Origin of the sequence: Streptomyces sp. NPDC013157 (genome assembly GCF_042899865.1) — a bacterium.
Classification (GTDB): Bacteria; Actinomycetota; Actinomycetes; order Streptomycetales; family Streptomycetaceae; genus Streptomyces.
On the sequence record NZ_JBIBAK010000016.1, the window covers coordinates 45,178 to 57,586 of the forward strand.

The following is a 12,409-nucleotide window of genomic DNA, read 5'->3' on the forward strand; positions in this document are numbered from 1 at the left end:
TGTGGAAAACCCCGTGCGGGAGGATCGCGCACATGACAGCACTCGACCTCAGCAGCACCGTGGGAGTCGTCGGCACCGGCACCATGGGCCAGGGCATCGCCCAGGTCGCACTCGTCGCGGGCCATCCCGTCCGGCTGTACGACACCGTCCCCGGGCGGGCCGGGGAGGCGGCCGCGGCGATCGTCGCCCGCCTCGACCGGCTCGTCGAGAAGGACCGGATGACGGCCGCCGCCCGGGACGCCGCCCGCGCCCGGCTGCTGCCCGCCGGCGAGCTCACCGAGTTCGCCGACTGCACGCTGGTCCTGGAGGCCGTCCTGGAGCGGCTGGAGGCCAAGCAGGAGCTGTTCCGGGCCCTGGAGGACATCGTCGGCGAGGACTGTCTGCTCGCCACCAACACCTCCTCCCTGTCGGTGACGGCCATCGGCGGCGCCCTGCGCAACGCCTCCCGCCTGGTCGGCCTGCACTTCTTCAACCCGGCCCCGCTGCTGCCGCTGGTGGAGGTCGTCTCCGGGTTCGCCACCGACGTCACGTCGGCCACGCGCGCGTACGAGACCGCCCGCTCGTGGGGCAAGACGCCGGTCGCCTGCGCGGACACCCCGGGCTTCATCGTCAACCGCATCGCGCGGCCCTTCTACGCCGAGGCGTTCGCGGTCTACGAGGCGCAGGCCGCCGACCCGGCCACCATCGACGCGGTGCTGCGCGAGTGCGGCGGCTTCAAGATGGGCGCCTTCGAACTGACCGACCTGATCGGCCAGGACGTCAACGAGTCCGTCACGCACTCGGTGTGGCAGGCGTTCTTCCAGGACGTCCGCTTCGCGCCCTCCCTGGCCCAGCGCCGGCTGGTCGAGTCCGGCCGGCTCGGCCGCAAGACCGGGCACGGCTGGTACGACTACGCGGACGACGCCGAGCCCGCGGAGCCGCACACCGCCGAGCCCGCCGACCGGCCCGCCTACGTCGTCGCCGAGGGCAGCCTGGGCCCTGCGGCCGAACTGCTCGCGATGATCCGCGAGGCCGGCATCCAGGTCCGCGAGGAGGGCGAGGACCACGGCACCCGACTTGTCCTGCCCAGCGGTGGCCAGCTGGTCCTCGCCGACGGCCAGACGTCGGTGGAGTTCCGGGACGTCGTCTACTTCGACCTCGCCCTCGACTACCGCCGAGCCACCCGCATCGCCCTGTCCGCGGGCCACGACACCCTGCCCCAGACCCTCGGCGAGGCGATCGGCCTCTTCCAGGCGCTCGGCAAGCAGGTCAGCGTCATCGGCGACGTCCCCGGCATGATCGTCGCGCGCACGGTAGCCCGGATCGTAGACCTGGCGCACGACGCCGTCGCCAAGGGCGTCGCCACCGAGGAGGACATCGACACCGCGATGCGCCTGGGCGTCAACTACCCGCTCGGCCCCTTCGAGTGGAGCCGCCGCCTCGGCCGGGACTTCGCCTACGACCTCCTCGACGACCTGCACCTGCGCGATCCGAGCGGCCGCTACGCCCCCTCCCTCGCGCTCTACCGGCACGCCTACGCCACCGAGAAGCGGGAGGGCGCCTCATGACCACCGCCAAGCGCGACACCTACACCCCCGAGACCCTGCTCTCGGTGGCCGTCCAGGTCTTCAACGAGCGCGGCTACGACGGCACCTCCATGGAGCACCTCTCCAAGGCGGCCGGCATCTCCAAGTCGTCGATCTACCACCACGTCGCCGGCAAGGAGGAGCTGCTGCGCCGCGCGGTCAGCCGGGCCCTGGACGGCCTGTTCGCGATCCTCGACGAGGAGCACGCGCGCGTGGGCCCCGCCGCCGACCGCCTGGAACACGTCGTACGGCGCATGGTCGAGGTGCTGATCACCGAACTGCCGTACGTGACACTGCTGCTGCGGGTGCGCGGCAACACCGGCACCGAGCGGTGGGCGCTGGAGCGGCGCCGGGACTTCGACCACCGGGTGGCCGACCTGCTGAAGGCGGCCGCCGCCGAGGGCGACATACGCGGTGACGTCGAGGTGCGCCTCGCCACCCGGCTGGTCTTCGGCATGGTCAACTCGATCGTGGAGTGGTACCGCCCCGACGGCCGCGGCGCGAGCGAGCGCGAGGTCTCCGAAGCGGTCGTCCGGCTGGTCTTCTCCGGCCTGCGCGCGCACTGACCTCAGCCGTGCTCAGCCGTCCTCCGGCTCCAGGTCCTCCTCCTCGAACACCAGCAGGGTGCGGGTGCTGAGCACCTCGGGGATGGCCTGGAGGCGGGTCAGCACCAGCTCGCGCAGCGCCCGGTTGTCGGGCGTGTGCACCAGGAGCAGGACGTCGAAGTCCCCGCCCACCAGGGCGATGTGGGAGGCGCCGGGCAGCTGCCGCAGCTGCTCGCGCACGGTCCGCCAGCTGTTCTGGACGATCTTCAGCGTGATGTACGCCGAGGTGCCCTGACCGGCCCGCTCATGGTCCACACGGGCGCCGAAACCGCGGATCACCCCGTCCTCGACGAGCCGGTTGATACGCGCGTAGGCGTTGGCGCGGGAGACATGGACGCGTTCGGCGACCGACCGTATCGACGCCCGGCCGTCCGCCTGCAGGATCTGCAGGATGTCCTGATCAATGGCGTCCAGCGGGCGCGCGGGCGGCAGTGCCGCGCGGTCCTGCGGGCCCTCGGCCATTTGTTCAGGTGCCATGTCCCCCCACCTCCCTACCATGGACGTACTGCGTTCATTCCAGGTTGTGGAGAACCGTTTGTCCACAGCCTGGAGCCGCCTGTAGCCAAAATGTGCCGACGACCGAACAATCGGTAGGTGGGACGGGTCACAGGCGACCCGTCTCCCGTAGCCACCCCCACAAGGAGGTGCCGTCATGACGGTCATGGAGCAGCGCGGCGCATACCGCCCGTCGCCGCCGCCCGCCTGGCAGCCCCGGACGGACCCCGCACCGCTGCTGCCCGACGAGCGCCCGTACCGCGTCCTGGGGACGGACTCGGCCGCCAAGGCCGACCCCGAACTGCTGCGCCGGCTGTACACCCAGCTCGTCCGCGGCCGCAGGTACAACGCCCAGGCCACCGCCCTCACCAAACAGGGCCGCCTCGCGGTCTACCCCTCCAGCACGGGCCAGGAGGCCTGCGAGGTCGCTGCCGCGCTCGCCCTCGAGGAGCGCGACTGGCTCTTCCCCAGCTACCGCGACACCCTCGCGGTGATCGCCCGCGGTGTGGACCCCGTCGAGGCGCTCACCCTGCTGCGCGGCGACTGGCACACCGGTTACGACCCCTACGCCCACCGCGTGGCCCCCCTCTCCACCCCCCTCGCCACCCAGCTCCCGCACGCCGTCGGCCTCGCCCACGCGGCCCGCCTCAAGGGCGACGACGTGGTCGCGCTCGCCATGGTCGGCGACGGCGGCACCAGCGAGGGCGACTTCCACGAGGCCCTGAACTTCGCCGCCGTCTGGCAGGCCCCGGTCGTCTTCCTGGTCCAGAACAACGGCTTCGCCATCTCCGTCCCGCTCGCCAAGCAGACCGCCGCGCCCTCCCTGGCCCACAAGGCCGTCGGATACGGCATGCCGGGCCGCCTGGTCGACGGCAACGACGCGGCCGCCGTGCACGAGGTCCTCGCCGACGCCGTACGGCACGCGCGCGAGGGCGGCGGCCCGACCCTGGTCGAGGCGGTGACCTACCGGATCGACGCCCACACCAACGCCGACGACGCCACCCGCTACCGCGGTGACACCGAGGTCGACGCCTGGCGCGACCACGACCCGATCCTGCTGCTCGAACGCGAGTTGACCGACCGCGGACTCCTCGACGAGGACACCGTACGGCGCGCCCGCGAGGACGCCGAGACCATGGCCGCCGACCTCCGCGAGCGCATGAACCGCGACCCCGAACTCGACCCCATGCACCTCTTCGACCAGGTGTACGCCGAAACCACCACACAGCTGCGCGAACAGCGCGCCCTGCTCCGCGCCGAGCTGGAGGCCGAGCAGCAGGACCAGGAAGGCGGCCCGCGATGACGACCGTCGCCGTCAAGCCCGCCACCATGGCGCAGGCCCTCACCCGCGCGCTGCGGGACGCCATGGCCGCCGACCCCGCCGTGCACGTCATGGGCGAGGACGTCGGCACCCTCGGCGGGGTCTTCCGGGTCACCGACGGCCTCGCCAAGGAGTTCGGCGAGACCCGCTGCACCGACACCCCCCTCGCGGAGGCCGGCATCCTCGGCACCGCCGTCGGCATGGCCATGTACGGCCTGCGCCCGGTCGTGGAGATGCAGTTCGACGCCTTCGCCTACCCCGCTTTCGAACAGCTCATCAGCCACGTCTCCCGGATGCGCAACCGCACCCGCGGCCGGATGCCCCTCCCGATCACCGTCCGCATCCCCTACGGCGGCGGCATCGGCGGCGTCGAGCACCACAGCGACTCCTCCGAGGCCTACTACATGGCCACTCCGGGCCTGCACGTCGTCACCCCCGCCACCGTCGCCGACGCCTACGGGCTGCTGCGCCGGTCCATCGCCTCCGACGACCCGGTCGTCTTCCTCGAACCCAAGCGCCTGTACTGGTCCAAGGACACCTGGAACCCCGAGCACCCGACGGACGTTGAACCCATCGGCCGCGCGGTGGTGCGCCGAACAGGGCGCAGCGCCACGCTCATCACCTACGGCCCGTCCGTACCGGTCTGCCTCGAAGCCGCCGAGGCCGCCCAGGCGGAGGGCTGGGACCTGGAAGTCGTCGACCTGCGCTCCCTGGTGCCGTTCGACGACGAGACGGTCTGCGCCTCCGTACGGCGCACCGGGCGCGCGGTCGTCGTACACGAGTCGGGCGGGTTCGGCGGCCCGGGCGGGGAGATCGCGGCCCGCGTGACCGAGCGCTGCTTCCACCATCTGGAGGCGCCGGTGCTGCGCGTGGCCGGGTTCGACATTCCCTACCCGCCGCCGATGCTGGAGCGCCACCACCTGCCCGGCGTGGACCGCATCCTGGACGCGGTGGCGCGTCTGCAGTGGGAGGCCGAGGGCTGATGGCACAGGTGCTGGAGTTCAAACTGCCCGACCTCGGGGAGGGGCTCACCGAGGCGGTGATCGTGACCTGGCTGGTCCAGGTCGGCGAGGTCGTCGCGATCGACCAGCCGGTCGTCGAGGTCGAGACGGCCAAGGCGATGGTCGAGGTCCCCTGCCCCTACGGCGGTGTGGTCACCGCCCGCTTCGGCGAGGAGGGCACCGAGTTGCCCGTCGGCGCCCCGCTCCTGACGGTCGCCGTCGGCGAGGCGACCACCGTCCCCGAGCCGGAGGGCTCGGGCAACGTCCTGGTGGGATACGGCACGGGAACGCCTCCGGCGCGCCGCCGCAGGGTCCGCAACGCCGTCCCGGAGCGGGCCAACGGCACGGCCGACCGGGACACCGCCCGGGAACCGGCGCCGCACGCCGCCCTCACGGAAGCGGCAACGGCGCCCCACGCCCAGATGCCCGCACCACCCGCTCCGCTCACCGAGGGCCCTGTCCCGGTGATCTCCCCCCTGGTCCGCCGCCTCGCCCGGGACAACGACCTGGACCTGCGCAGGCTGTCCGGCTCGGGCCCCGACGGCCTGATCCTGCGCGCGGACGTCGAGGACGCCCTGCGGGTCAGCGCGGCCCGCGCCGCCGCCCCCAAGACCCCGCCCACCCCTCTGAACGCGCCCTCCGGCATCCGCACCCCCCTCAAGGGCATCCGGGGCGCGGTCGCCGACAAGCTCTCCCGCAGCCGCCGGGAGATCCCCGACGCGACCTGCTGGGTGGACGCCGACGCGACCGAGCTGATGCGCGCGCGCACGGCGATGAACGCGGCGGCGGGCCCGAGGATCTCCCTCCTCGCGCTCCTCGCCCGGATCTGCACCGCCGCCCTGGCCCGCCACCCCGAGCTGAACTCCTACGTCGACGTCGAGGCCCGCGAGATCGTCCAACTCGACCACGTCCACTTGGGCTTCGCCGCCCAGACCGACCGCGGCCTGGTCGTCCCCGTCGTCCGCGACGCCCATGCCCGCGACGCCGAGTCCCTGACCGCGGAGTTCGCCCGCCTGACCGAGTCGGCCCACGCCGGCACCCTCACCCCCACGGACCTCACCGGCGGCACCTTCACCCTGAACAACTACGGCGTCTTCGGCGTCGACGGCTCCACCCCGATCATCAACCACCCCGAGGCGGCCATGCTCGGCGTGGGCCGCATCGTCCCGAAACCCTGGGTCCACGAAGGCGAGCTGGCGGTCCGCCAGGTCGTCCAGCTGTCCCTCACCTTCGACCACAGGGTCTGCGACGGCGGCACAGCGGGTGGTTTCCTGAGGTACGTGGCCGACTGCGTAGAACAGCCGACGGTCCTTCTCAGGACACTTTGAGCGCCCCTGCCTATAGGGGCGCTGGGGGTACCCCCCCGCCGAAGGCTGGGGAGAGGAACTGCGCGACCAGCCACACACAACCCGCGCCCGCGTACGGCCGCTCCCCCCGGCCTCCCAGGCGCACGCAACCACACCCTGCAGATCCCACGCCTCCCGTCGGTTCCCCGTGATCAGAACGCCCCCCATACTCGAAAGGTGACCGCCACCGACCCCCCGCCCTACGACGCGATCGTGCTGGCCGGCGGCGCCGCAAGGCGCCTCGGCGGAACCGACAAACCCTCCGTCCGGGTAGGCGGCCGCCCCCTCCTCGACCGCGTCCTCACGGCCTGCGCCGGAGCCCGGCGGACCGTCGTCGTGGCGGCCCCCCGCCCCACCTCCCGCCCGGTCCACTGGACCCGCGAGGACCCCCCGGGCGGCGGCCCGGTCGCCGCCCTCGACGCCGGCCTGCGTCACACCACCGCCGACCGCGCGGTCGTACTCTCCGCAGACCTCCCGTTCCTCGAAGAGGCGACCGTGGAGCGCCTGTTGGCGGCCCTGCACGCGTCCGCCGCGGACGGTGCCCTGCTCACCGACGCCGACGGCCGGGACCAGCCCCTCGTCGCGGCCTACCGCACCACCGCACTCCGCCACGCCCTCTCGGCCCTCGCCGAGGACAGCGGCAACGGCCTCACCGGCCTCCCCCTGCGGCGCCTGACCGCCGCACTGAACCTCACCCGCGTCCCGGACCCCCTCGCGGCCTTCGACTGCGACACCTGGGACGACATCGCCGACGCCAGGGCACGCATCAGGGAGCATGGGCACGTGTTGGATGAATGGATCTCCGCAGTCAAGGACGAACTGGGCATCGACCTGGACGTCGACATCCGCCTTCTGCTCGACCTGGCCAGAGACGCCGCGCACGGCGTGGACCGCCCTGCCGCCCCGCTGACCACCTTCCTCGTCGGCTACGCGGCCGCACAGGGCAAGGGCGGCCCCGAGGCGGTCGCCGAGGCGGCCCACAAGGCCGCCGCGCTGGCCCTGCGCTGGGCGGAAGAGGCCGAGGCCGGCACCGGAAAGCCCGCCACCGACGGGCCGGGCTCCGACCAGCCGGGCCCCGGCAACCCCGCCCCCGGGCCCGGCCGGTGACCGCCCGCGGCACCCGGTCCGGCACCCCCGCCACCGCGGACACCGACGACGATCTCGACGTCGAGGAGGCGCTCGCCCTCGTGAGAGAGCCCAGGGAGCCCCGGCAGGACGCGACCGCAGCGCCCACCCCCCACGGTGAGCACGCGCACGGCGGTCACTCGGCGCACCGCCACCGCGCCACCCCCTGGCCCCAGGCCCGCGAGACCGCCGCCCGCGCCGCCCGGTCCGCCGCCCGGTCGGGAGCCCGCCGCGCCCCCGTCTCCGTACCGCTGGGCGACGCTCTCGGGCTGACCCTCGCCGCCTCGCTGGACGCGCTCACCGACCTGCCCTCCTTCGACACCTCCGCGATGGACGGCTGGGCGGTCGCCGGCCCCGGCCCCTGGGACGTCCGCGAGCAAGGCGTGCTGGCCGGGCACGCGCAGCCCGAGCCGCTCACCGACGGCGAGGCGGTCCGTATCGCCACCGGCGCCCGGATCCCGGCGGACACGACCGCGGTGCTGCGCAGCGAGCACGGCCGTCTCGACGCCCAGGGCCGACTGCACCCCACCCGCGAGGTGGTCCACGGCCAGGACATCCGCCCGCGCGGCCAGGAGTGCCGCACCGGCGACCAGTTGCTGCCCGTCGGCACCCTGGTCACCCCGGCCGTCCTCGGTCTCGCCGCGGCCGCCGGATACGACACCGTCACCGTCGTTCCCCGCCCCCGCGTCGAAGTCCTGATCCTGGGCGACGAGTTGCTCACCGAAGGGCTCCCGCACGACGGACTCATCCGGGACGCGCTCGGCCCGATGCTGCCGCCCTGGCTGCGCGGGCTCGGCGCCGAGGTCACCGCCGTCCGCCGGATCGGCGACGACGCCAAGGCCCTGTACAAGGCGATCACCTCGTCGACGGCCGATCTCGTGGTCACCACGGGCGGTACCGCATCCGGCCCGGTCGACCACATCCACCCCACCCTGGAACGCATCGGCGCCGAACTCCTCGTCGACGGCGTCAAGGTGCGCCCCGGCCACCCCATGCTGCTGGCCCGCACCAAGGAGAACCAGCACCTCGTCGGCCTCCCCGGCAACCCCCTCGCAGCCGTCTCCGGCCTGCTCACCCTCGCCGAACCCCTGCTGCGCACCCTCGCCGCCCACCCGGCCCCCGAGCCGTACACGCTGCCCCTGGCGGAGGCGACGCACGGGCACCCGTACGACACCCGGCTCATCCCGGTCGTCCTGCGGGGCGACACCGCGGTCCCGCTGCACTACAACGGCCCGGCCATGCTCCGCGGCATCGCCGCCGCCGATGCGCTCGCGGTCGTGGCGCCGGGCGGAGCACAGCAGGGTACGGAGACGGAACTCCTTGACCTGCCGTGGGCGGCCGCGGGCATCGGAGTCTGTTTCACGTGAAACTTCCCGGCCATGACGCCATCGCCCGCCAGGCGGACGAACACCTGGTGACCCATCGGGTGAAACTCCCGACGAAGGTGGTGGAGCGCCCGATCCGCCAGGTCGCCAGACGGCTCGCCATGGCGCTGCTGGTGCTGGTCGCCACCGCGTTGATCGTCTATGCCGACCGTGACGGCTACACCGACAACTCCGACGGCTCGGTCGACCTCCTCGACGCCTTCTACTACGCGACCGTCACCCTCTCCACCACGGGCTACGGCGACATCACCCCCGTCAGCGACAGTGCGCGGCTCACCAACATCTTCGTCATCACGCCCCTGCGTGTGCTGTTCCTGATCATCCTGGTCGGCACCACGCTCGAAGTCCTCACCGAACGCACCCGGGAGGAATGGCGCCTGAACCGCTGGAGGTCGGCCTTGCGCGATCACACCGTCGTCGTCGGGTTCGGGACGAAGGGGCGGTCGGCGATCCAGACCGTCTGTGCGACCGGGCTGAAGAAGGAGCAGGTGGTCGTGGTCGACCCGAGCTCCCAGGTGATCGAGGCGGCCACGGCCGACGGATACGCGGGCGTCATGGGCGATGCGACCCGCAGCGAGGTGCTGAAGCGCGCCGAGGTGCAGCGGGCGCGGCAGATCATCATCGCGACCCAGCGTGACGACACGGCCGTGCTGGTGACCCTGACGGCCCGGCAGCTCAACAAGGCCGCGAAGATCGTGGCGGCGGTCCGCGAGGAGGAGAACGCGCCGCTGCTCAAGCAGTCCGGCGCCGACGCCGTGATCACCAGCGCCAGCGCGGCCGGGCGGCTGCTCGGGCTGTCCGTGCTCAGTCCGGCCGCCGGCATGGTCATAGAGGACCTCATCCAGCAGGGCAGCGGCCTTGACCTCGTGGAGCGCCCCGCGGTCAAGGCCGAGGTCGGCAGGACGCCACGCGAGACGGCCGACCTGGTGGTGAGCGTCGTACGCGGCCACCGGGTGCTCGGGTACGACGATCCGGCCGTCGGCACCATCGAGGCGACGGACCGGCTGATCACGATCGTGCGGGCCTCGCCGGGCAGCCAGGTCGCCCCCGATGTACGACCGATACCCCGCGCCTGACCGGGCGAGCCGCCGGTGACGTCACCAGCGGGGCCCGGACGGGCGGGGAGTAGCGTCGGCCGCATGTATGCGATCACGATTCCCGAACCTGGTGGGCCCGAGGCGCTGGTGTGGGACGAGGTTCCCGATCCCGTGCCCGGGGACGGCGAAGTGCTGGTCGAGGTGGTGGCCGGTGCCGTCAACCGCGCCGACATCATGCAACGGCAGGGCTACTACGACCCGCCGCCGGGCGCCTCCCCGTACCCCGGTCTTGAGTGCTCCGGGCGGATCACCGCGCTCGGCCCCGGTGTCTCCGGCTGGTCGGTCGGCGACGAGGTGTGCGCGCTGCTCGCGGGCGGCGGCTACGCCGAGAAGGTCGCCGTGCCGGCCGGACAGCTGCTGCCGGTGCCCGGGGGCCTGGACCTGAAGCAGGCCGCAGCCCTGCCCGAGGTGGCCTGCACGGTCTGGTCGAACGTCTTCATGATCGCCCACCTGCGCCCCGGCGAGACCCTTCTCGTGCACGGCGGCTCCAGCGGCATCGGCACCATGGCGATCCAGCTGGGCAAGGCGGTCGGTGCCAAGGTCGCGGTCACCGCGGGCACGAAGGAGAAGCTGGACTTCTGTGCCGAGCTCGGCGCGGACATCCTCGTCAACTACCGCGAGCAGGACTTCGTCGCCGAGGTGAAGCAGGCCACCGGCGGCGCGGGGGCCGACGTCATCCTGGACAACATGGGCGCCAAGTACCTGGACCGGAACGTGCAGGCGCTCGCGGTCAACGGGCGGCTCGCGATCATCGGCATGCAGGGCGGTGTGAAGGGCGAGCTGAACATCGGCGCGCTGCTCGGGAAGCGGGCCGCGATCAGCGCGACCTCGCTGCGCGCCCGTCCGCTCGCCGAGAAGGCGACCATCACCGCGGCGGTCCGGGAGCACGTGTGGCCCTTGATCGCCCAGGGCCATGTCCGTCCGGTCGTCGACCGGGAGCTGCCGATGGCGGACGCTGCGCAGGCCCATCGGGTGGTCGAGGCGAGCGAGCACATCGGCAAGGTTCTGCTGATCGCCCCGTAGCCTCGTAGCGCCGTAGCGCCGTAGCGCCGTAGCGCCGTAGCGCCGTAGCGCCGTAGCCACGTAGCGCCGTAGCGCCTCAGCCCCGCCGTACCCGCAGGCCGACGAAGGCGAGGCCGAGCCCGAGGCCGATCATGACCAGGCCGCTGCCGAGCGGAAGGATGTGCAGCACGGGCTCGGTGTCGTCGTCCTGGCCGGGGCCGATCGCCTGGCCCGCCGGGTGCGGCTGGGGCGAGGCGGAAGTCAGGACGGCCTCCCGGGGCGGCTGTGCGGAGGCGGCCGCGGGGCTCTCGGCGCCGCTCCCGGCAGACTCCGTCGCCGTCCCCGCACCGAGACCGCCATCGTCCTCCGAGTGGTCCGAGTGGTCCGAGTGGTCCGGGGTGCTGGGGTCGTCCGGGTCGTCGGGGTCCTGGTCCTCGACCTTCGTCGCCGGTCCCTGGGGCCGCCCCGGTCGTGTCCGGCCCTCGCCGGCCACGGTGCCGGCCAGCGACGGCTCGGGGGTGGCCGAGGCGCTGGCGGAGTCCGAGGGCGCCGGCTCGGGGCCGTACGCGACAGCCGTGCCGCACGGGAGCAGGACCGCCGCGAGGACGAGCAGCAGCCGGATGAGCAGCGGGCGGGCGGGCGCGAGCCTTACCTGACCGAGGGGCCGGTTGCCGGCGCGGGGGAGTCGCAGCCTTGGAGTCACGTCGGTGACCTCCTGGAGCACAGTCGTCGTCAGGGCCGACGATCACCAGCCTCACATGTGATGGCAAACCCGGCATTTCTGATGCGGCCGAAGGGGCTACGGCCGGTCCGGGGCGCTTTTGAGGGGTGGATCAGCCCTCATGGGGGGCACCACGGTGGTGAGGTGCAGGGGTGCGAGAGAATGGCGGCATGGAGATGCCGAGGAACGAACGGTCGCCCGAGAATCCGCAGATCCTGGTCGTGGGCCAGGACGGGATGGCACTCGGTGGCGGCAACGGGGACGAGGACTCCCGCGAGATCCCGGTGACGGAGATGGTGGAACAGCCCGCCAAGGTCATGCGGATCGGCAGCATGATCAAGCAGCTCCTGGAGGAGGTGCGCGCGGCTCCCCTCGACGAGGCCAGCCGGGCCCGGCTCAAGGAGATCCACGCCAGCTCCGTGAAGGAGCTGGAGGACGGTCTTGCCCCGGAGCTGGTGGAGGAGCTGGAGCGCCTCTCGCTGCCGTTCAACGAGAACGCGACCCCCTCCGACGCGGAACTGCGCATCGCGCAGGCCCAGTTGGTGGGCTGGCTGGAGGGGCTGTTCCACGGGATCCAGACCACCCTGTTCGCCCAGCAGATGGCGGCCCGCGCCCAGCTGGAGTCGATGCGGCGTGCGCTGCCGCCGGGCGTCGGCCACGAGGGCGAGGAGCACGGCCCGGCCGGCCGCTCCGGCGGGCCGTACCTCTAGAGACTCCCGGACACCCCCGAGACGGCGAAGGGCCTG

The 12,409-nt window shown here is 73.0% G+C and carries 12 protein-coding genes; 10 read left to right on the top strand and 2 right to left on the bottom strand.

Annotation, left to right across the window (positions count from 1 at the left end):
• Positions 1-32: 32 nt before the first annotated feature.
• Together ACFY6U_RS37445 and ACFY6U_RS37450 are read left to right on the top strand one after the other, a co-directional pair.
• The gene (locus tag ACFY6U_RS37445; RefSeq protein ID WP_390045565.1) at positions 33-1,547 is read left to right on the top strand and encodes a 3-hydroxyacyl-CoA dehydrogenase; all 1,515 of its coding nucleotides are present in this window, start codon (positions 33-35) and stop codon (positions 1,545-1,547) included.
• Positions 1,544-2,131 (top strand): TetR/AcrR family transcriptional regulator, encoded by a 588-nt coding sequence (locus ACFY6U_RS37450; protein ID WP_390045567.1) that lies wholly within the window; start codon positions 1,544-1,546, stop codon positions 2,129-2,131. Before ACFY6U_RS37445 ends, ACFY6U_RS37450 begins: the two co-directional genes overlap by 4 nt.
• Positions 2,132-2,143: 12 nt before the next feature.
• On the opposite strand, the gene ACFY6U_RS37455 is transcribed toward ACFY6U_RS37450, so the two are convergent.
• Entirely contained in the window at positions 2,144-2,647 is a 504-nt protein-coding gene (locus ACFY6U_RS37455) for an Lrp/AsnC family transcriptional regulator (protein ID WP_390045569.1), read from the bottom strand.
• Positions 2,648-2,822: 175 nt separating this feature from the next.
• Between ACFY6U_RS37455 and pdhA the strand changes: the two genes are divergently transcribed.
• The 7 genes from pdhA to ACFY6U_RS37490 all read left to right on the top strand — a co-directional run bounded on the left by pdhA (position 2,823) and on the right by ACFY6U_RS37490 (position 10,963).
• Entirely contained in the window at positions 2,823-3,968 is a 1,146-nt protein-coding gene (gene pdhA / locus ACFY6U_RS37460; protein WP_390045571.1) for a pyruvate dehydrogenase (acetyl-transferring) E1 component subunit alpha, read from the top strand.
• Positions 3,965-4,969: an alpha-ketoacid dehydrogenase subunit beta gene (locus tag ACFY6U_RS37465; RefSeq protein ID WP_294004403.1), complete on the top strand. Its 1,005-nt coding sequence runs from the start codon at positions 3,965-3,967 to the stop codon at positions 4,967-4,969. Before pdhA ends, ACFY6U_RS37465 begins: the two co-directional genes overlap by 4 nt.
• A complete protein-coding gene (locus tag ACFY6U_RS37470) occupies positions 4,969-6,315 on the top strand; it encodes a dihydrolipoamide acetyltransferase family protein (RefSeq protein ID WP_390045573.1) in 1,347 nt (448 codons plus the stop codon). Before ACFY6U_RS37465 ends, ACFY6U_RS37470 begins: the two co-directional genes overlap by 1 nt.
• A gap of 195 nt (positions 6,316-6,510) precedes the next feature.
• Entirely contained in the window at positions 6,511-7,440 is a 930-nt protein-coding gene (locus ACFY6U_RS37475) for an NTP transferase domain-containing protein (RefSeq protein WP_390045575.1), read from the top strand.
• Complete coding sequence (locus ACFY6U_RS37480; protein WP_390045577.1) at positions 7,437-8,825, top strand: molybdopterin molybdotransferase MoeA; 1,389 nt, start codon at positions 7,437-7,439, stop codon at positions 8,823-8,825. Before ACFY6U_RS37475 ends, ACFY6U_RS37480 begins: the two co-directional genes overlap by 4 nt.
• Positions 8,822-9,919, top strand: a complete 1,098-nt coding sequence (locus ACFY6U_RS37485; protein ID WP_390045578.1) for a potassium channel family protein — start codon at positions 8,822-8,824, stop codon at positions 9,917-9,919. Before ACFY6U_RS37480 ends, ACFY6U_RS37485 begins: the two co-directional genes overlap by 4 nt.
• Before the next feature lie 63 nt (positions 9,920-9,982).
• Positions 9,983-10,963, top strand: a complete 981-nt coding sequence (locus ACFY6U_RS37490; RefSeq protein WP_390045580.1) for an NAD(P)H-quinone oxidoreductase — start codon at positions 9,983-9,985, stop codon at positions 10,961-10,963.
• A 76-nt stretch (positions 10,964-11,039) separates the two neighbouring features.
• On the opposite strand, the gene ACFY6U_RS37495 is transcribed toward ACFY6U_RS37490, so the two are convergent.
• Positions 11,040-11,645 carry a hypothetical protein gene (locus ACFY6U_RS37495; protein ID WP_390045582.1) on the bottom strand — a complete coding sequence of 202 codons (606 nt, stop codon included), beginning with the start codon at positions 11,643-11,645 and terminating at the stop codon, positions 11,040-11,042.
• Positions 11,646-11,833: 188 nt separating this feature from the next.
• Between ACFY6U_RS37495 and ACFY6U_RS37500 the strand changes: the two genes are divergently transcribed.
• Positions 11,834-12,373 (top strand): bacterial proteasome activator family protein, encoded by a 540-nt coding sequence (locus tag ACFY6U_RS37500; RefSeq protein ID WP_351486401.1) that lies wholly within the window; start codon positions 11,834-11,836, stop codon positions 12,371-12,373.
• Positions 12,374-12,409 lie beyond the last annotated feature (36 nt).